Here is an 18794-nt window from a genome sequence, read left to right as displayed (position 1 = left end):
CGGACCACCCGAGTGTTACCGTCGGCCACGTGCAGTTTCCGACTCCCCGTACCCGGCCGGCCAGCGCGAGCGCAGCGGTCCTCACCGCCCTCAGCGCGGCGGCCGCGACCGTCCTGACGGGCTGTTCGGGCAACACCAGCGACCCGCCGACGGCGAACTCAGCTCCCATCACCAGCACCACGCGTATCGCAACCTCCGGCGTGTTGGGCAACCAGCGCCGGCCCGACGACTCGTGCGCGCCGGCCCCAGCAGCACTTGAGGACGGCCCGCCGACGCGCTCGGTGCACCATGCGGCGGGAGACACGGACGTCAAGGCCGACCCGCAGCGCATCGTCGTGCTCTCGGGCACCGCACTCGACGCGCTGTGCGCGCTGGGACTGCAGTCCCGCGTCGTCGCCGCGGCGACCCCGACGGATTCCTCGGGCCAGACGTCGTACCTGGGCACCGTCATCCACAACGCGCCGACGGCGGGCACCCGGAGCGCGCCCGACATGGCCGCCATCAAGGGCGCCAATCCCGACCTGATCATCGGCTCGCAGGCGTCGGCGACGTCGGACACCTACGGCGCCTTGTCGGCGATCGCGCCGACCGTGCTCACCGGACCGTCCGGCGCGGCCTGGCAGGACGATCTGCGCATGGTCGGTGCGGCCACGGGTCGCGGCGTCGCCGCCGGCGCACTGGTCGACGGATTCAACGCCGACGCCTCGAAGGTCGGCGGACAGAACGACGCACCGCATTTCCAGGTGTCGGTGGTGCAACTGACCGAGGGCACCATGCGGGTCTGGGGCGCGAACAACTTCCCCGGCAGCGTGCTGGCCCGGATCGGCGCGGATCGGCCTGCGCCACAACGATTTACCGACAAGCCGTACCACGAGATCGACATCTCGAAGCTGCGTCCCAGCACCGATTTCTCGTCGGCCGACGGCGACATCGTCTATCTGTCGTTCGATTCCCCGGCCGCCAAGGAACAGGCCAAGACCCTGCTCGACAGCCCGGCCTGGAAGAAGCTCGCGGCCACCCGCGACAACCGGGTGTTCATCGTGAACAACGAGGTGTGGCAGACCGGTCAGGGCATCGTGGCGGCCCGCGGCATGCTCGACGACCTGCACTGGCTCAACGCGCCCATCAACTAGTCCACCTCCTGCAGGGCCTGCTGGCCGAACTGTCCCAGACCCAGCGAACCGTCGGGCAACACCAGCTCGCCCGTCTCGATGCGCTGCCGGAGGTAGGCGAAGGTCTGCGCGGTCTGCGCGAAGAGGTGCTCGCCGGCCCGTAAGGTGGGGCGGCTCCTGGCTTCCGGGGTGGCGAACTGCGGCAGCGGCTTGACCTCGGTGTAGTAGTCGACGTTGAAGAACAGCGGGAATGAGTACCGCTCCTCGGCCACCTTGCGGACCCGGTGACTGGTCGCCACGAACGCGCCGTTGGTCCACAGCTCGAGCAGGTCGCCGATGTTGACGACGAACGCACCGTCCACCGGCGGCACGTCGATCCACTCGCCCGCCCCATTGAGCACCTCCAGTCCCGGCGCGGTGGGCTTGAGCAGCGTGAAACATTCGTAGTCGGTGTGCGCGCCGATCCCGATGCTGTCCTTGGCATCCGGGTTGTAGGGGTAGTGGATGAGCCGCAACTGGCTCGGGGTCTTGGTGGCGTGCCGGGAGAACACCTCGGGGTCTTCGCCGAGCGCCACCGCGAATGCCCACAGCAGCCGCTGCCCCACCGCCAACAGCGCCTGGTAGTAGGCAGTCACCGCCGGGGCGAAACCCGCGAGCTCCGGCCAGGCGTTGGGGCCGAGCATCGGGTTGCCGGACAGATAGTCCGGGTCGTCGACAGGCAGGTCGAGCGCGGTATCGAATGCTTCTTTCAGGTCCGGGACGGTGCCCTCGAGGCCCTCCTCCCCGATCGGCACGTAGCCGCGATGGCAGCGGGAGAGCCCGATGTAGTTGCGCATCTTCTCGTCCACCGGCAGCGCGAAGAACTCCTTGACGGCGGCCAGCATGGCGTCGAACAGCGACTCGTCGATACCGGTACCACTGATGTAGAAGAAGCCGACTTCGGCTGCCGCACGGCCGATCTCGGCAGCCACCCGTTCCTGCTCGGCGCACTCGGGTGAGTACAGTCCACCGATGTCGATGACCGGCACCGACGTGAATGACGTTATGCCACTCATGAATTCAAATCTCCTTCCGATTCATCCACCGTCCAGCGCACGCCGTTGGCCTGGAATTCGTCGCCGCACATCACGATTCCGAGCTGCTGGTAGGCGGCATCGCCGACGGTGCCGATGAGCACCTGGCCACGATCGGCCCAGCCGAACAGCCCGCCGGCCCGGACCAGCAGAGCCTGGGCGCCGTCCGCTCCGGAGAGGAACACTGCGCCTATCGGACCGTCCAAGTCCGGGTCGCGGACCCAATGTTCGATGTAGTTCTCGTGCACACCGGCTTCGATGAGAACCTCACCGTCCCAGGTCATCACGCCGGCATCCGGAAACGGGCCGGGCGGCTCCACGTCTACGGCACGATGCCACTCGAAGACGTCGCCGTGCTGCGCCAGCGTCCCCGCGAAGCCGCGCGAGTCGACGTACGCCGTCAGCCCCTGCAGCCACAGCACTCCGGGCTCGTCGTCCCGGGTGCCGTCCGCCCCGATCAGCAGGGTGCGCCGCCACAGCCCGGCGCACTCGGTCATCTGCACGGTCACGAACTCTCCTCCCATCGGTCATGCAGTACCTGCAACCCGTCGGCGGTGGGAACCCCGAGTGCCCGCACCCTGGCGATCCCGCCGTCCGGGTAGGCCTGCACGCGCAGTGCGGCCACGCCGGCCACATCGACCGGGAAGACCTGTCGCGCATCGGGAATCAGCGTCGTGCGCGCCAGCACCGGGACGTCGAAAGCGACCAGACCCCAACCGTGTTCACGATCGGCACCACAGCGGCTGCCCAGCACCGACACCTCGGGGCTGGCGTTGAACACGAAGTAGGACGTGTCGATCTCGATCCGGAGCAGGTCGGCGGGGACCGCGAACGAGATGATCACCGCATCGTGGGTGTCGGGCCCGATATCGCGGCGCCGCCGCGTTTCCCAACCATCACCCATGTTGTGCGGCCGGTTCGGGGCGATCAGCGAGCCGGCGCTGGAATAGAAGCTGTCGCTGCACCATTCGACGCGCCCGCCCTGCTCGAGGCCCGACACCTCGACGGTGACACCGGCCCACAGCGCCGGGTTCGGCACCACTTCGCCGTAGGCGCGCAGCCGCGCGACACCACCGTCGGATTGCAACCGCAGCCGTAGATGCGTCCACCGGCGCCGGTCTGTCACGGCCAGCAGATTGTGCGAATCTGGCTTCAGCACAGTCATTTCCACTATCGGTGTCCACACCACGGCGGGGCCCGCCGGATCCTCGGTGCGCTCCAGTGCGCAGGCGTCGATGGCGCAGGCGGTCGGGTGGTTGCCGGAAAAGAACCGGGTGTCGACGTCGACACAGTGCAGCCGGCCGGCGGCACCCAGCCGGATGATCGCCCAGTCACCGTCTCGCCCTGCGTGGCGTTTGGTCTCCCAGCCGTCCACCACTTCGCCGCGCAGGTCGTAGGTACCGGGCACGAAGGCGGGCTCGGCCGGATCGACGAGCCGTTCCTTGAACCCGAACGATTCGTCGCTGGCCGCCACCACGCTGCCTCCGACGACGCGGGAGGCGAGATCGACGTCGGTCATGAACCCGGAACTCCCGACCCCAGCGCTGTTGATAACGGCCAATGACTGCGCGGATTGTCCGGCCCGGGTGCGTAAACCCCGGCCTTGCTGGTGGACAAGCCGAGGCCGACAACGGCTTGTGCGAGGGCCACCGCGGCGGCCACTCCGTCGACGGCGGGAACACCGAGTTTGGCCGAGATCGCCGCCGTCACACCGGCCATCCCGGCGCAGCCCAGGCAGATCACGTCGGCGCCGTCCTCGCTGATCGCACGGGCCGCCTCGTCGACGATCGCCTGCACGGCACCGGCCGGGTCGGCGTCCACCTGTGCCGTGCCCAGGCCGCAGGCCCGCACGGAAGCGCAGTGCGCGTTCAGCCCGGCGAGCAGCAGACGGTCTTCGATGGCAGGGATCGACCGGGCCAGCGTGGTGATCACCGAGAACCGCCTACCGATCAGATGGGCGACGTGCGCGGCGCATTCGGCGATGTCGAACACCGGCACGGTCAGCATCTCCGCCAGCGCATCGCGCCCGTGCTCACCGAATCCCGCCAACACGACCGCGTCGAAGTCGAAGACCCCGTCCCCGGTGAGCCGGGCCACGACATCCATCACCCCGACCGCCGACAGATAGCTCTCCGCCGCGGAATCGATCGCCTCCGCCCCGAAATACGGTGACATGCAGACGATCTCGACCCCAGGATGGGCCGCCGCCCGTGCGGCATCCGCGATCTCGGTGGTCATGGCCGCCGAGGTGTTGGGGTTGAGCACCAGAATTCTCATACCGACTCCCCTATCCGGGCCAGCGCGGGCCTGCCCGCCACCCACGTCTGCAGCACCGCACCACGCAGGCGCACACCGTCGTACGGGCTCACTGGGTGACGGTGCCGCAGCGTGGCCGCGCTCACCGTCTCTTCTACGTCGGGGTCGAAAGTGCACAAGTCGGCCCGCATTCCCACCGCGATCCGGCCGCGGTCGCTGTAGCCGGCCAGGGCCGCCGGTTGCTCCGACATCCACCGGCTCAGGTCGGCGAGCCCGAAACCGCGTGCGGCGGCCTGGGTCCACACCACCCGCGGACTGAGCTGCAGCGAGCTGATCCCGCCAAAAGCCCGGCCGAAATCGCCGCCGGCTTTGAGCTGCGGCGCACAGGGCGAGTGGTCCGACACCACCAAATCCAGGGTGCCGTCGTGCAGCGCGGACCACAGCATCTCCCGGTTGGCTCCGTTGCGAATAGGCGGACAGCAGGCGAATTCAGTTCCGCCGTCGGGGACCGCCTCTGCGGTGAATGTCAGGTAATGCGGACAGGTTTCGGCTGTCACCGCAATCCCGGCCCGCTTGGCCGCCGCCAACCGGGACAGCACCGCGGCACTCGAGACATGCACGACATGCGCCCGGGCCCCGGTCTCCCGCGCCGTGTCGATGACCAGCGCCACAGCATCCGCTTCAGCGACATCCGGGCGTGACGCCAGGAACGACCGGTATCGGCGACCCGATGGTGCCGGCCCGGCGTCGATCACTCGGTGACTCTCCGCGTGTACCAACATCACCGACCCCAGTTCGGCGACGCGTGCCATGGCGTCCCGGAATTGTGCAGGGGTCAGGTGCGGAAAATGCGGGTTGCCGGAATCGGCGAGAAAACACTTGAAGCCGCGTACCCCGGCGCGCAGCAGCAGGGCCAGCTGATCCAGGTTGTCCGGTACCACGCCGCCCCAGTACCCCATATCGACGTGGCAATTATCCTCGGCCGCGGCCTTTTTCACATTCAGCGCCGCGACGCTGGTGGTGACCGGATCACAGTCCAGCGGCATGTCCACCAGCGTCGTGGTACCGGCCGCGGCGGCCGCCGCGGTGGCGGTGTCGAACCCCTCCCAGTCGGTGCCCGGATCGTCGATATGAACGTGCGTGTCGACGAACCCCGGCAGCAGCACCGCGGTGTCAGGTATCCGAATCTCTTCGGCGGCAGCGCAATCCGCGTCGACGGGGCCGATGAACTCGATCCGGCCTCCGGACACGCCGATCGACGCCGGGCGCATATGACCGTCGACAAGTGCCTGATCCGCGCGCAGTACGCACTGCATCACACCGGACCGAACCTGTGGTGGAAATGCTCGGTGAGGTCCGGCCAGACATGTGGGTCATGTCCGGGGATCAACTGGAACCCCTTATCCGCGGCCAACTTCTTGAGCTTGCGAATCGGCTCGATGGTGTCCTGCGGGTCGACGTCGATGAACCCGCCGATGGCGAGTTCGTGCTCGATGTTCTCGGTGAGATCAGCCGCGTCGAAGGCGAATACGAAGCCATCACCGCCGACGGACTGGTCCAGTTGGACGACGAAGCTCTGATGACCCGGCGTATGCCCGTACGTGGGCACCGCGGTGATCCCCGGGGCTATCTCGGCTTCCCCATCAGCCAGGCGCCATTCGATGTTCGGGTCGTCGAAGTCCACCCGATTGATCGCATTGCGTTCGGGCTCAGGATGATTCGACAGCCCGTACTCGAGTTCGCGGCGCTGGGCATGTACCGGCACCTTGCCGGCGAACAGTTTCAGGCCGCCGGCGTGATCGTGGTGCAGGTGGCTGACGGCGACGGTGTGGATCTCATCGAAATCCACCCCGACCTCGGCGAGCCGCTGCTCGATGGGCTCGCCGGGACCGGGCAGCACCGGGCGGTATTCGACGGTCGGGAAGTACCGCCGGTACAGCGCCGGGTCACGTATGAGCGCGGTGTTGAAGCCGGTGTCGAGCAGTACCCAACCGCCGTCGGTCTGCAGCAGTACCCCGGGCACCGGCTCGCGCATCCGCTCCTCCGGTGGCGCGCCGTACACCGACACCGACTTCGGCAGTTCCTCCCAGCCCAGGGTCAGCAGGATGATCCGCCGCACCCCGGGCTTGCCGACGAGCGTTGCCATCAGCCGACCGAAAGCGCGTTCAGGCGAAGCGAGTTCGGGTTGGTGACGACGTGTGCCTGTTCGATTCCCTTCAGCCAGGGCTGGGCGACCATGAAGTCGTTGACATCAGCGACATTCAGCCAGCAGCCCGTCTTGACCGCTTCCACACCGGCGGTCGAGAAGTCGGTGGCCGAGGCGTTCGGCAGACCCGCGGCGAGCGCCGCGCTGACCGGCGGCGCTGAACACCCGAAGAAGTTCAGGCCACCGTCGGCGTCCCACGAGATGTGACCCCAGGTGTACGGCGACGGCGCATCCGGCCAGCCGAGGTAGGTCATGATCTCCGGCGCGGCCTGCCCGTCACCACCGACCCAGCCATAGATCTCCGACGTGGGGTACGCCTGCACCTTGGCAGTCAAACCGGCAGTGGCCAGTTCGGTCTGAATCAGGTTGCTGATCAGCTGGTTATCCGGGTTGCTGGAGTCGTAGCCAATGGTGACGGACTTCTGATCGGCCGGCAGTTTCCCGGCGATTTCGGACAGCGCAGACAGATCGTGCGGGACCGACTGCTTGCCGAACTCGGCGGCCATCATGTTCGGCGGGTAAATCTGCTCGGCCTTCTTGCCGCGCCCGAAATACGTCTGCTTGACCAGTTCGTCGACGTCGATCGCCTGCATCACGGCGGTGCGATTCTTGACGTCGGTCATCATGCCCTTACGCGGGTTGACGTACACGTAGTTCGACATCATCGTCGGCAGCGAGTAGTTGGCGAACGACTTGTTGCTCAGATAGGACTGGACGGCTGACGACGGCAGGTCGTGCAGGATCGCGGCCACCTGGCCGTTGTTGAACTGCAACTGCTGCGCCGATACGTCGGTGATGACCGGGATGTCGACCTTCTCGAAATACGGTTTGGTCCCCCAGTAGTCAGGGAAGGCGGCGAGTGCGTAGTGCGAGCCCACCGCCGCATCCGTCAGCACGAACGGGCCGGTACCGAGATCATGGGTGGTCAGGTAGGCCTGTGCGTTGTCGGCAGCGCCGTTCTTCTTGAGGCCTTCTGGACTGAGCATGCGGGGACCATAGGGACATGCCAGGTAGTCGAGGAATGCCGAGTTCGGCGCCTTGAGCGTGATGGTGACGCCGTAATCACCTTGCGTGGTAACCGATTCCACATCTTTGACCATGTAGGCCGGCCCCTGGTTGACCGCCAGCCTGCGATCGAACGACGCCTTGACCGCCGCCGAGGTGAACGGCGTGCCGTCGTGGAACTTGACGCCCTCGCGGAGTTTGAACGTGTACACCTTGTTGTCCGGTGACGCTGTCCAACTGGTGGCCAGCAGCGGCTCCAGGACGGCCTTATCGATGCCGGATTTGTATTGCAGCAGCCCTTCATAGCTGTTGGTGGTCAGCAGCAGACCCTGGCCGGCGTAGTAGATGTCGGGGTCCGGCGGCTGGCCCGGATCCTGCAGGAACGACAGGTGTAGCACTTTGTCGGTGGGGGCGGCATTCGGGGTGCCGCCGCCACCGGAATTCGAGCCACCGCAACCACTTAGCGTCAACATCACGGCGGCACCGGCGGCCGCGTACCGCCACCCGCCACGTGCGCGAGCGGGGACCTTGTGGCTCTTCATCATCGGGCAACTCCTTCGAGGGCGGGTTCGGACAATTCGGTGGACATCTCAGTGAAGGCGGCGACGATTTCATCGGTGGTCCGCATGGCGCCGGACTGCAGGTACTCCATGGCGTCCAGGGCAGCGTCGTGCCGGTACTCCGACGAGCCCCCCACGCAGTCGGTGACCACCCGTACGTAGAAGTCGCGCTGGTGCGCGTCGGCGAACGTGTAGTGCACGCAGACATCGGTGAGCCCACCGATGAGGATCAGCGTCGAGGCCCTGAGACCGGACAGCACGATCTCGAAATCCGTTCCGATGAAACCGGAATAGCGGCGCTTGACGATATGGAACTCGTGGTTGGGTCCGGCGAAGTCGGGCCGCAGTGCGGGATGCAGCGGCGTGCCGGGCCGGCCGTCGACACAGTGCTCTCCCTCGGCGCCGTCGAGTTCGCGGCCGAAGTCGATCCCGTTGGGGCGGTGCACCTCTTGGAAGAACACGATCGGGATTCGCGCGGCACGTGCCGCGGCGATCAGGCGCTGCGCCCGGGCTATTCGGCCGTCGTACCCGGTCATGTGCGCGATGCCGACCAGTTCGGCCGGCATGTCTCCGGACTCCTGCATGTCAACCACGACCAGCACGGGATTGCCCACGATGAGCGGCTGTTTCGGCATCTAACCTCCTGTGATTGCGATACGTGGATCGGCGGCAGCCTGGAGCAGATCCACGACTGTGTTGATGACGACGTAGATCGCACCCAGCATCAGCGTGACGCCGGCGATCGCCGGAAAGTCCGCGACGGGAATGCTCTGCGCGACGTACTGTCCGATACCCGGCCAGCCGAACACCTGCTCGACCACCAGGACCCCCGAAAACATCAGGCCCACTTGAAGTCCCGTCATCGACAGGGCAGCGCCGACCGAGTTGCGCAGCACATGCCTGGCCAGGATCCGGGTCTCGGACAACCCTTTGGCCCGGGCGGTCCGCGCGTAGTCGCTGTCGATATCGGCCAGCAGGCTGCTGCGCAGTACCCGGCCGATCGCGACCGCCGGGCCGATCGCAATGACGAACGCGGGCAGAATCAGGTGGTGCATGGCATCGGCCACGACATCGAGCCGTGCGTGTAACAGACCGTCGACGGTGAGCATGCCGGTCGGGCCGGTCGGCGGGTTCGGCACCGCGATCCGCCCGTTGGCCGGCAGCCAGCCCAAGTCCTGATAGAAGACGATGAGCCCGAGGATGCCGAGCAGGAACATCGGCGCCGAGGAGCCGGTGAACAGCACTGCCCGAAGCACATTGGCGCCGCGCCACTTCAGGGTCGTGCTGAACGCCAGCAGCACCGCGAGCGCGATGGCGATCGCCAGGCCGCACAGCGCCAGTTCCAGGGTGGCCGGAACGAACGACCCGAGATCGGACACCACCGAGTGCCGGGTCCGATACGAGGTGCCCAGATCGCCGGTGGCGGCGCCGACCAGGTAGTGCCAGAACTGCACCAGGACAGGGTCGTTGAGTCCCAGGGCTGCCCGCCGAGCAGCCACCGCATCGGCAGACGCCTGCGCACCCAGCTGCGCTTTGACGGGATCGAGCGGCGAGATGTTCTGCAGGACGAACATCACTGCCGTGAGGGCGACCAGGATGGCCACCATCGCCCCGAGACGGGACGCTATGAATGTCTTAATGGTCGCCGACCTCTCTTCGCACAGGCACTCCGTGTCCCCAACCGGCCCATCGTCATCAGGCGGTCGTCTTCATCAAATTGCGCAAGCAGTCGCCGGAGATGTTGGCGACCAGAGCCAGCACCAACACGCCCAGCCCCGGCATCACCGGGATCCACCACTGCTGCAGGAAATAACTCAGGTTTCGCGCCGAGTCGGCACCGAGCTCCGGAGCGGGCGCGGCTTGGCCGAGTCCGAGAAAGGACAGGCCGGCCAGGGTGAGGATCAGGGTGCCGATGTCGAGGCTGGCGGCGACCAGCGCGCCCGGCACCGCGCCCGGCAGCAGGTGCCGTCCGGCGAGCCGAAATCGGCTGACGCCGGCCAGCTTTGCGGCCTCGACATGTGGGCGCGCAGCCAGCCGCGCCACCTCCCCGCGTACCAGCCGGGCATAGAACGGCCACCACACGATGGACACCGCGATGAGCGTGTGAAGGAAACTCGGTCCCATCGCTGCCACCACCGCGATCGCCAGCACCGGTGCGGGCAGGGACAGGAAGCCGTCGGTGATGCGCATCAGCGTCGAGTCGATCCAACCGCCCGTCGCACCGGCGACCAGGCCCACGAACCCGCCGATCAGCAGCCCCAGCGCGACCACCGCCAGTGCCGCCAACCAACTCGACCGCGCGCCGTAGAGCACACGCGACAGGATGTCGCGTCCCACGCTGTCGGTGCCGAGCAGGAATCCGTGGTCGCCCGGCGCTTGTAGCGGCATCCCGACCGGAATCAGCGGGTCGTGCGGAGCCAGCAGTGGCACCGCGATGACGACCAGGGACAACACGATCACCAGGGAGAAACCGACCCAGTTCACGATCATCGAGCGCGACTGCGGCAGGGCCAGGCGCAGCCGGCCGCGGACCAGGCTCGGGGCGGAGAGCGCGACAGCCATCAGGGCACCTTCTTTTCGATACAGGCCACCTGGTGTGCGCCACCGGCCTTCCCCACGAGTCGGACATCGAGTTCGTCGCCGCTGCACGCGTCGACCGAGATCGGGCACCGCGGATGGAACGCGCATCCCGTCGGCGGTGACAGCGGGCTTGCGGGTTCGCCTGGCAATACCCGTGATTCGCGTCCGAGGTCGGGAATCGCATCGACCAACGCGCGGGTGTACGGATGCGTCGGATCTCCGATGACCTGTTCGGCCGGCCCGATCTCCACGATGCGGCCCAGGTACATCACGGCGATTCGATCGGCCACCACGCGGGCGACCGACAGGTCGTGTGTCACGAAGACCACCGACATGTCCAGACTGCGGCGCAGGTCGCCGATGAGGTTGAGCACCGAGGCTGCCAGTGATACGTCCAGCGCACTCGTCGGCTCGTCGCACAACAGCACCGCGGGCGGCACGATGGTCGCGCGGGCCAGCGAAACCCGTTGGCGCTGACCACCAGACAGTTGACCGGCACGCGATTTCGCCACCTCGGCGGGCAGCCCGACTCGGGCAAGCACCTCGATGACGGCATCGCGTCTGGCGGCCCGGGAGAGTTTCGCGCCGCGCAATCGCTCGGAGATCAACTCGCCAACCGACAGCCACGGGGTGAGTGACGCGCCCGCGTCCTGGAACACCATCTGCGGTCGCTGCTCGCCGGCCACCTCCACACTGCCCGTGGTCGCCTTCTCCAGGCCGGCGATCACGCGCAACAGGGTGGATTTCCCCGAGCCGCTCTCCCCCACCAGCGCCAGCGATTCGCCGTGTCCCACCTGCAGCCGCACGCCGCGCAATGCCTGCAGCTTGCCGTGCGGCGCGACGGCAAAGGTCTTGGTCACGTCAGTCACCGTGACGGCGGCGGGTAGCTCTGCGTCGGCCGCACTGATCGGCTGTCCGACAACGGGTTCCGGCATGTCGACGGGGCCCGGCTCACGCTCGTCCGGCAGCTGCTCCGGTGTCAGCAGGCAGGCACTGACCCGGCCGGCACCGACGGAAACCGGCTCGGGCGGTGATTTCGCGCAATCGTCGGTGGCATGCTCGCAGCGGGGGGTGAATGCGCATCCGGGCAACGGCGTCAGCGCACTCGGTACCGACCCCGGCATCGCGGCAAGCCGCGTGTCACGGGCGGTCTGCAACGTCAACCGTGAACGCAGCAGTCCGCGGGTATACGGGTGAGCGGGCGAACCGAGGACCTCTGCGGTGGGGCCGACCTCGGCAATCCGGCCCGCATAGAGCACCGCGATGCGGTCGGAAATTTGGGCCGCCACCCCGAGGTCGTGAGTGATGAATACGATGCTGCAACCGATTTCGTCGCGCAGCCGCTGCAGCAGCCGGAGTACCTGGGCTTGCACGGTGACGTCGAGTGCGGTGGTCGGCTCGTCCGCGATGATGAGGTCCGGGTTGCCGGCGATCGCGATGGCGATCATGACCCGCTGCCGCAGACCGCCGGAAAGTTCGTGCGGATAGGCACGCATCCGCCGCGCCGGGTCGGGGATGCCGACCGCGGTCAACAGGCGCAGCGCTTCGTCGGCGCTGCCGGCGGCCTCGGCGACCTGCTTGCCAATCCGCATCGTCGGATTCAACGACGTCATCGGGTCCTGGAACACCGCGCCCAGATCGAGCCGACGAACGGTGCGCAGCGCCTTGGCGTCACCGTGCACCATGTCCGAACCGGCGACCGAGATACTGCCGTCGATTCGGGCCGACGCCGGCAGCAGTCCGAGCATGCCGAATCCCAATACGCTTTTGCCCGAGCCTGATTCGCCGACCAATCCCAGGATTTCACCGGGCAACACCGCCAACGACACACCGCGTAGCGCGTGCACCTCGCGCCCATTACGCCGAAAGGTGACATGCAAGCCCGTGACCGTTGCCACCGCGTCGGGGTTCGGCGATGCCGCGGGGCGCGCCTGCGACGCGTCCAGTACAGATACAGCGGTGCCCATGAGCGCTCTCCCGCATTGTCATCGCCACGCCTTGGTACGTCTGCGAACCGCTGGCCTGTCAGTTGACAGTTTTCCCTTCGGACGAGCCCGCCTGGTATCGCCTGGGTAAGCACGATGTAAGCAACTCGCTCGCCTGAGTAACCGCGGCATATCGCATGTTTCTGTCGCATGACAGATACGGGCGGCGATACCGGTCGGCGCCACGATGGACCACGATGAATGGATGTCGATCACCCGCACCGGACGACCACGGCTGCACACGCAACGTCGTCCGGGCATCACCGCACGAGACGAAATACTCGATGCGGCAAGCGAATTGTTCACCACGTTGGGATACACGGGCACGTCCACGAGAACCATTGCCGACTCGGTCGGCATCAGGCAGGCCTCGCTGTATCACTACTTCAAGACCAAAGACGACATCCTGTGCGCCCTGCTGAGCCAAACCGTCACACCGACACTGGCGTTCATCACCACCCTGACGGACGCCGCCCCGACCTTGACCGCCACTGAACACCTGCACGCACTCGCAGCCTTCGACGGAGACCAATTGCTCAGTGGCAACTGGAATTTGGGCGCACTCTATTTGCTTCCCGAGGTGCGCGCCGACCGTCTCGAGCCGTTCTGGTCCGATCGCGAACGGCTTCGACTGCACTACCTGGCACAGAGCGAGCGAGTGCTGGAGCGGACCGGCGTGCATCCGGCCGCCGCCGATCTACCGTTTCGGCTGGTCGAATCCCTGGTCAACATGTGGTCGGTGCCGCACGGCCCGCGGCGATCGGAATTACCCATGCACGTCGCCGATGCCGGCGTGCGGGTACTGGGCGTCCTCGACGCCGAGACACCCGGACTGCGCAAGCGCACCAGCCAAGTCATCGAGCTACACACCGGCGGTCATCAGCCGGCATGAACCTCACTTCCGCCCGGAACGCGACGCCCGTCCACCGTCACCAGCCCTGCCGGATAGCCTCGTAGCGTGTTTCACGTACTGAACATCACGTACACCCAGCCCCTCGACGTCGTCGACCAGTCGCGGCCGGCGCATCTGGAATGGCTTGGCAAGCTGGTCGAGGAACGCCGCATCCTGCTGGCCGGCCGGCTGGAGTCGCAGGGCGGCGCCGTGCTGATCGCCTCGGACATGTCGGCTGAAGAAGCCGACGCCCTCACCGCCTCCGACCCGTACGTGCACGCCGGCGTCGCCAGCTACGAGCGGGTCAGCTTCAACGCCGGATTCCGCGCCGCCGGACTGTAGCGCGCAATTCACAGCCGAATCCGGGATTAGTTCCGCCCCGGCTGCCGTTGAGTGTGGTCAGGGCTTCACAATTGCCCTCATTTCGTTACCTTCGCTAATCTTTTGCGTTAGGTACACGCCGCTAGGCAAGCCGAGAATGAAGAGGACTGACAAAGCATGACCACGACTGTTTCCGCCTACGCCGCGACCTCAGCGACCAGCCCGCTGACCAAGACCACCATCGAGCGCCGTGACATCGGCCCGCACGACGTGGCATTCGACATCAAGTTCGCGGGCATCTGTCACTCGGACATCCACACCGTCAAGTCCGAATGGGGCCCGGCCAACTACCCCGTCGTACCCGGTCACGAGATCGCCGGTGTGGTCACCGCCGTCGGCTCCGAGGTGACCAAGTACCAGGTCGGCGACCACGTCGGCGTCGGCTGCTTCGTCGACTCCTGCCGTGAGTGCGAGAACTGCCTGGCCGGACTGCAGCAGTACTGCACCGGTAAGGGCGGCAACATCGGCACGTACAACGCCACCGGCCGCGACGGCACCCCCACCTACGGCGGCTACAGCACCGCCATCGTGGTCGACGAGAACTACGTGCTGCGCATCCCGGACAGCATCCCGCTGGACAAGGCCGCTCCCCTGCTCTGCGCCGGCATCACGCTGTACTCGCCGCTGCGGCACTGGAACGCCGGGCCGGGCAAGAAGATCGCCGTCGTCGGCCTCGGCGGCTTGGGCCACGTCGGCGTGAAGCTCGCGGTCGCGATGGGCGCCGAGGTCACCGTCCTGAGCCAGTCGCTCAAGAAGATGGAAGACGGCCTGCGCCTGGGTGCGCACCACTACTACGCCACCAACGACCCGGACACCTTCCGCACGCTGGCCGGCAGCTTCGACCTCATCATCAACACCGTGTCGGCGAACCTGAACATGGGCCTGTACCTGAACCTGCTCAAGTCCGACGGCACGCTCGTCGAGCTGGGCGCGCCGGAGAAGCCGCTCGAGGTGCCGGTGTTCCCGCTGGTCGGCATGCGTCGCACCCTCGCTGGTTCGTTGATCGGCGGCATCCCCGAGACCCAGGAGATGCTGGACTTCTGCGCCGAGCACGACGTCACCCCGGAGATCGAGATCATCGACGCGTCGTATGTCAACGAGGCCTACGAGCGCGTCATCGCCAGTGATGTGCGGTACCGCTTCGTGATCGACACCGCGACCATCTAGCCGCGGGTTCCCCTCGTCAACGCCGAGGATTGCGGTCGAATAGTGACCGCAATCCTCGGCGTAACGCGTTATCGGCCGTCTTTGACACCCGGGGTCAACCCACCACTGGACGCGTTCCTGAAATCCCTCTGAGCACAACCGGTGGCCAAGCACTGCCGTCCCGGCATCCTCGGCATGGTGACCCGCGTTATCCGCTTCAACGCCTTTGACATGAACTGCGTCGCCCACCAGTCCCCCGGCCTGTGGCGCCATCCAGAAGATCAGTCCTGGCGGTACAAGGACATCACCTACTGGACCGAACTGGCGAAGTTGTTGGAACGCGGTCGTTTTGATGGTCTGTTCATCGCTGACGTGCTCGGCACGTATGACGTGTACGGAGCCAGCGATGAAGCAGCGATCCGGCAGGCCGCGCAGATCCCCGTCGGGGATCCGATGCTGTTGGTATCGGCCATGGCCCTGGTCACCGAGAATCTCGGCTTCGGGATCACCACCGGCACGGGATTCGAGCATCCGTACCCCTTCGCCCGGCGGATGTCGACGCTGGATCACCTCACCAACGGTCGCGTCGGCTGGAACGTCGTCACCGGATATCTACCTGCCGCCGCGCGCAACATGGGCCAGACCGATCAGCCGGCGCACGACGCGCGCTACGACCATGCCGACGAGTACCTCGAGGTGCTCTACAAGTTGTGGGAAGGGTCCTGGGAGGACGGCGCCGTGGTCCGCGACGCCGAACGCGGAGTCTTCACCGATCCAACGAAGGTGCACCACATCGGCCATTCCGGAACACATTTCAACGTCCCCGGGGTGCATCTGGCCGAACCTTCGCTCCAGCGCACGCCCGTCATCTACCAGGCCGGCTCCTCGCCGCGCGGGGTGCGTTTCGCCGCCGAGAACGCCGAGGCGATCTTCACCGCGGCGCCTACCAAAGCCCTTCTGCGTGAGACGGTTTCCACGATTCGCCGCGAACTCGAGTGGGCCGGCCGGGATCCGTACTCAGCCAAGATCTTCAACCTCACCACCATCATCACCGGTGAGAACGACGAGGGCGCCCACGCCCGGCACGCCGAGTACCTCGCGTACGGCGATCCCGAGGGCGCGCTGGTGTTCATGTCCGGGTGGTTGGGCGTGGACCTGGCCCGCTACGGCCTGGACGAGCCCATCGGTAACGTCGATTCCAACGCAATCCTGTCCGCGGTCAAGGCATTTCAGTCCGCCTCGGACAAGGGCGGCGAGTGGAACGTGCGCGATATCGCCGAGTGGGGCGAGATCGGCGGCATGGGGCCGCGCATCGTCGGATCCGGCGTGCACGTCGCCGACACCCTGCAGGAGTGGGTCGAGGAAACCGACGTCGACGGCTTCAACCTGGCGTACGCGATCACGCCCGGATCCTTCGAGGAGTTCATCGAGCACGTCGTCCCGGTTCTCACCGAGCGCGGCGCCTACCAGTCGACATATGCGCCGGGCAGTCTGCGCAACAAGCTGCTGGGCCACGGCGACCGCCTGGCCGACGAGCACCGCGGGGCCAGTTACCGGGTAGGAGGGCCGAATTCGACGATCATCGAGCGCCCGTCGACCGTGCCGTCGTCGTCGGGGTCGACGGCTGCTCAACCCGCGCGGGGCCGATGAAACTCGCCAAGCAGACGCGGTACCGGGAACAATCACCTTCATGTCCGACGATCCGGTAGACGTCCTGCAACGCTGGGAGCTTGCCGGCGGCGTCTGGCGGATCATCGGTCGCCGCGTGCACGAACTCACGATCGGACTGTTCCAGTGCGATGGTGGTGAACGCGTCGACGTGATCCGGTCCAACGACGCCGCACTGCTCGCCTTCGTCGGCGACCGGGAGACGAACGCGGACTAGCGGACTAATTGACGCGTCGATGAAAAAGTTGACGGCGTTCGTTGTGGCGCATTACAAATTGACCATGACGTCCACCTGCCGCGTTCCGCTGTCCCAGCTGGCTCTCGCCGGCGTGGCCATCGCTCTGCTGCCAGTGAGCGTCGCGCATGCCGACCCAGATCCGGCTCCCGATCCAGCTCCAGTGTCCCCCGGCGTCACCGGCGTACTGAACGACTGGCAGAAATCCGTATGTGCGCCGGGCAGTTTCACTCAGGACGATCCCGCGATCGCCGCCCGCGACTGGCCGGGCGCGGTCCGGGCGGGCACCTGCGCGAGTGCGGTGAATCCCGGTCTGACCAACGGCCTGTGGATCTCGCAGTGGACCGCCAACAGCGACATGACCTCGGCGCTGCAGCGGAATTTCATGGCGCTGTTCGCGTCAGCAGTCAGCGATCAGACGGCGATCATCACGTTCGCAGTGGCCTCGCCCGAAGCGCGGAAATCGCTTGAGCCACTGACCAAATTCGGGTTCACCATCAACCCGGTGCCGCCGCTGGCCTGACGGCCTGCACCAACGCCGAGCCAACTAACTGCGGGGCGCATTCGGCAAGCCGATACGCCCCGCAATCACAGCATTGAACTGCGCTTCTAGAAATCCCAGTCCGCGTCTTCGGTGTTGACGGCCTTGCCGATCACGTACGAGCTGCCCGAGCCTGAGAAGAAGTCGTGGTTCTCGTCGGCGTTCGGGGACAGCGCCGACAGGATCGCCGGGTTCACGTCCGTCTCGTCGCGCGGGAACAGCGCTTCGTAGCCGAGGTTCATCAACGCCTTGTTGGCGTTGTAGCGCAGGAACTTCTTGACGTCCTCGGTCAGGCCGACGCCGTCGTACAGGTCCTGCGTGTACTCGACCTCGTTGTCGTACAGCTCGAACAGCAGCTCGTAGGTGTAGTCCTTGAGCTCGGCACGCTTGGCCTCGTCGACCAGGGCCAAGCCACGCTGGTACTTGTAGCCGATGTAGTAACCGTGCACCGCCTCGTCACGGATGATCAGCCGGATCATGTCGGCAGTATTGGTGAGCTTGGCGCGCGAGGACCAGTACATCGGCAGGTAGAAGCCCGAGTAGAACAGGAAGCTCTCCAGCAGCGTCGAGGCCACCTTGCGCTTGAGCGGCTCGTCGCCCCGGTAGTACTTCATGACGATCTCGGCCTTGCGCTGCAGGTTCGGGTTCTCCTCCGACCAGCGGAACGCCTCGTCGATCTCCACGGTCGAGCACAGCGTCGAGAAGATGTTGCTGTAGCTCTTGGCGTGCACCGACTCCATGAAGGCGATGTTGGTGTAGACGGCCTGCTCGTGCGGGGTCAGCGCATCGGGGATCAGGCTGACGGCGCCGACGGTGCCCTGGATGGTGTCCAGCAGCGTCAGACCCGTGAAAACGCGCATGGTGAGCTGCTTTTCACTGTCGGTCAGCGTGCCCCAGGACGGGATGTCGTTGGACACCGGCACCTTCTCCGGCAACCAGAAGTTGCCCGTGAGGCGGTCCCAGACCTCGGCGTCCTTGTCATCCTGCACACGGTTCCAGTTGATCGCGGAGGCCCTGTCGATCAGCTTCATACCTTCAGACACCGTGACCCCATTTCACCTGGAACTGTGTTTGCCGAGCTGGCACCACAGACACTACCCCTGGTGTTTACCTTCGACGAACACCGCTAAAAGTTGTGTTTTCGTGTCGCGCCA

The 18794-nt window shown here is 66.3% G+C and carries 19 protein-coding genes; 7 read left to right on the top strand and 12 right to left on the bottom strand.

All coding sequences use genetic code 11. The features are described 5' to 3' along the window. Nucleotides 1-29: 29 nt before the first annotated feature. Nucleotides 30-1133, top strand: a complete 1104-nt coding sequence (locus ACNO8X_RS13340; RefSeq protein WP_418005673.1) for an ABC transporter substrate-binding protein — start codon at nt 30-32, stop codon at nt 1131-1133. Here ACNO8X_RS13340 and ACNO8X_RS13335 read toward each other — a convergent pair. Genes ACNO8X_RS13335 through ACNO8X_RS13285 form a run of 11 tightly spaced genes read right to left on the bottom strand, consistent with a single transcriptional unit; the run spans nt 1130 to nt 12759 of the window. After that, entirely contained in the window at nt 1130-2167 is a 1038-nt protein-coding gene (locus ACNO8X_RS13335) for an isopenicillin N synthase family dioxygenase (protein ID WP_418005672.1), read from the bottom strand. The genes ACNO8X_RS13340 and ACNO8X_RS13335 overlap by 4 nt on opposite strands. After that, nucleotides 2164-2694: a hypothetical protein gene (locus tag ACNO8X_RS13330; protein WP_418005671.1), complete on the bottom strand. Its 531-nt coding sequence runs from the start codon at nt 2692-2694 to the stop codon at nt 2164-2166. The genes ACNO8X_RS13335 and ACNO8X_RS13330 overlap by 4 nt, the downstream gene beginning before the upstream one ends. Further along, a complete protein-coding gene (gene alc / locus ACNO8X_RS13325) occupies nt 2691-3704 on the bottom strand; it encodes an allantoicase (RefSeq protein ID WP_418005670.1) in 1014 nt (337 codons plus the stop codon). Before alc ends, ACNO8X_RS13330 begins: the two co-directional genes overlap by 4 nt. After that, entirely contained in the window at nt 3701-4462 is a 762-nt protein-coding gene (locus ACNO8X_RS13320) for an aspartate/glutamate racemase family protein (RefSeq protein ID WP_418005669.1), read from the bottom strand. Before ACNO8X_RS13320 ends, alc begins: the two co-directional genes overlap by 4 nt. Beyond that, entirely contained in the window at nt 4459-5757 is a 1299-nt protein-coding gene (gene allB / locus ACNO8X_RS13315) for an allantoinase AllB (protein ID WP_418005668.1), read from the bottom strand. The genes ACNO8X_RS13320 and allB overlap by 4 nt, the downstream gene beginning before the upstream one ends. Continuing rightward, nucleotides 5757-6587, bottom strand: coding sequence for an N-acyl homoserine lactonase family protein (locus ACNO8X_RS13310; protein ID WP_418005667.1), 831 nt, complete (start codon nt 6585-6587; stop codon nt 5757-5759). Before ACNO8X_RS13310 ends, allB begins: the two co-directional genes overlap by 1 nt. After that, complete coding sequence (locus ACNO8X_RS13305) at nt 6587-8197, bottom strand: ABC transporter substrate-binding protein (protein ID WP_418005666.1); 1611 nt, start codon at nt 8195-8197, stop codon at nt 6587-6589. Before ACNO8X_RS13305 ends, ACNO8X_RS13310 begins: the two co-directional genes overlap by 1 nt. Next, a complete protein-coding gene (locus ACNO8X_RS13300) occupies nt 8194-8847 on the bottom strand; it encodes a cysteine hydrolase family protein (RefSeq protein ID WP_418005665.1) in 654 nt (217 codons plus the stop codon). The genes ACNO8X_RS13305 and ACNO8X_RS13300 overlap by 4 nt, the downstream gene beginning before the upstream one ends. Next, nucleotides 8848-9852 (bottom strand): ABC transporter permease, encoded by a 1005-nt coding sequence (locus ACNO8X_RS13295; RefSeq protein ID WP_418005887.1) that lies wholly within the window; start codon nt 9850-9852, stop codon nt 8848-8850. Nucleotides 9853-9907: 55 nt separating this feature from the next. Next, nucleotides 9908-10774: an ABC transporter permease gene (locus tag ACNO8X_RS13290; RefSeq protein WP_418005664.1), complete on the bottom strand. Its 867-nt coding sequence runs from the start codon at nt 10772-10774 to the stop codon at nt 9908-9910. Next, nucleotides 10774-12759, bottom strand: coding sequence for a dipeptide ABC transporter ATP-binding protein (locus tag ACNO8X_RS13285; protein WP_418005663.1), 1986 nt, complete (start codon nt 12757-12759; stop codon nt 10774-10776). The genes ACNO8X_RS13290 and ACNO8X_RS13285 overlap by 1 nt, the downstream gene beginning before the upstream one ends. A gap of 223 nt (nt 12760-12982) precedes the next feature. Here ACNO8X_RS13285 and ACNO8X_RS13280 point away from each other — a divergent pair, with 223 nt between their 5' ends. The 6 genes from ACNO8X_RS13280 (at nt 12983) to ACNO8X_RS13255 (ending at nt 17622) form a co-directional block, all read left to right on the top strand. Beyond that, on the top strand, nt 12983-13669 hold the full coding sequence (locus ACNO8X_RS13280) for a TetR/AcrR family transcriptional regulator (RefSeq protein WP_418005662.1): 687 nt from the start codon (nt 12983-12985) through the stop codon (nt 13667-13669). 66 nt (nt 13670-13735) lie between these two features. Then, a complete protein-coding gene (locus ACNO8X_RS13275; protein WP_260941843.1) occupies nt 13736-14011 on the top strand; it encodes a YciI family protein in 276 nt (91 codons plus the stop codon). A 156-nt stretch (nt 14012-14167) separates the two neighbouring features. Then, nucleotides 14168-15217, top strand: coding sequence for an NAD(P)-dependent alcohol dehydrogenase (locus ACNO8X_RS13270; RefSeq protein WP_418005661.1), 1050 nt, complete (start codon nt 14168-14170; stop codon nt 15215-15217). 177 nt (nt 15218-15394) lie between these two features. Beyond that, a complete protein-coding gene (locus ACNO8X_RS13265) occupies nt 15395-16846 on the top strand; it encodes an LLM class flavin-dependent oxidoreductase (RefSeq protein WP_418005886.1) in 1452 nt (483 codons plus the stop codon). 40 nt (nt 16847-16886) lie between these two features. Beyond that, nucleotides 16887-17081, top strand: a complete 195-nt coding sequence (locus ACNO8X_RS13260) for a hypothetical protein (RefSeq protein ID WP_418005660.1) — start codon at nt 16887-16889, stop codon at nt 17079-17081. A 64-nt stretch (nt 17082-17145) separates the two neighbouring features. Next, on the top strand, nt 17146-17622 hold the full coding sequence (locus ACNO8X_RS13255) for a hypothetical protein (RefSeq protein WP_418005659.1): 477 nt from the start codon (nt 17146-17148) through the stop codon (nt 17620-17622). Between the two features lie 86 nt (nt 17623-17708). Here ACNO8X_RS13255 and nrdF read toward each other — a convergent pair whose 3' ends face one another. After that, complete coding sequence (nrdF, locus tag ACNO8X_RS13250; RefSeq protein ID WP_418005885.1) at nt 17709-18671, bottom strand: class 1b ribonucleoside-diphosphate reductase subunit beta; 963 nt, start codon at nt 18669-18671, stop codon at nt 17709-17711. Between the last annotated feature and the right edge of the window lie 123 nt (nt 18672-18794).

The sequence above is a fragment of the Mycobacterium sp. PDNC021 genome (assembly GCF_048282635.1).
GTDB classification, from domain to species: domain Bacteria; phylum Actinomycetota; class Actinomycetes; order Mycobacteriales; family Mycobacteriaceae; genus Mycobacterium; species Mycobacterium llatzerense.
Note: the sequence above shows the minus strand (reverse complement) of the source record. Positions and strands in the feature narration are given on the sequence as shown.

Bases quoted from the DNA above. Each gene is read 5' to 3' on its own strand.
- ACNO8X_RS13335 (WP_418005672.1), bottom strand. From the start codon at position 2,167: ATGAGTGGCATAACGTCATTCACGTCGGTGCCGGTCATCGACATCGGT.
- alc (WP_418005670.1), bottom strand. From the start codon at position 3,704: ATGACCGACGTCGATCTCGCCTCCCGCGTCGTCGGAGGCAGCGTGGTG.
- ACNO8X_RS13320 (WP_418005669.1), bottom strand. From the start codon at position 4,462: ATGAGAATTCTGGTGCTCAACCCCAACACCTCGGCGGCCATGACCACC.
- allB (WP_418005668.1), bottom strand. From the start codon at position 5,757: ATGCAGTGCGTACTGCGCGCGGATCAGGCACTTGTCGACGGTCATATG.
- ACNO8X_RS13310 (WP_418005667.1), bottom strand. From the start codon at position 6,587: ATGGCAACGCTCGTCGGCAAGCCCGGGGTGCGGCGGATCATCCTGCTG.
- ACNO8X_RS13305 (WP_418005666.1), bottom strand. From the start codon at position 8,197: ATGATGAAGAGCCACAAGGTCCCCGCTCGCGCACGTGGCGGGTGGCGG.
- ACNO8X_RS13300 (WP_418005665.1), bottom strand. From the start codon at position 8,847: ATGCCGAAACAGCCGCTCATCGTGGGCAATCCCGTGCTGGTCGTGGTT.
- ACNO8X_RS13290 (WP_418005664.1), bottom strand. From the start codon at position 10,774: ATGGCTGTCGCGCTCTCCGCCCCGAGCCTGGTCCGCGGCCGGCTGCGC.
- ACNO8X_RS13285 (WP_418005663.1), bottom strand. From the start codon at position 12,759: ATGGGCACCGCTGTATCTGTACTGGACGCGTCGCAGGCGCGCCCCGCG.
- ACNO8X_RS13280 (WP_418005662.1), top strand. From the start codon at position 12,983: ATGTCGATCACCCGCACCGGACGACCACGGCTGCACACGCAACGTCGT.
- ACNO8X_RS13270 (WP_418005661.1), top strand. From the start codon at position 14,168: ATGACCACGACTGTTTCCGCCTACGCCGCGACCTCAGCGACCAGCCCG.
- ACNO8X_RS13260 (WP_418005660.1), top strand. From the start codon at position 16,887: ATGTCCGACGATCCGGTAGACGTCCTGCAACGCTGGGAGCTTGCCGGC.
- ACNO8X_RS13255 (WP_418005659.1), top strand. From the start codon at position 17,146: ATGACGTCCACCTGCCGCGTTCCGCTGTCCCAGCTGGCTCTCGCCGGC.
- nrdF (WP_418005885.1), bottom strand. From the start codon at position 18,671: ATGAAGCTGATCGACAGGGCCTCCGCGATCAACTGGAACCGTGTGCAG.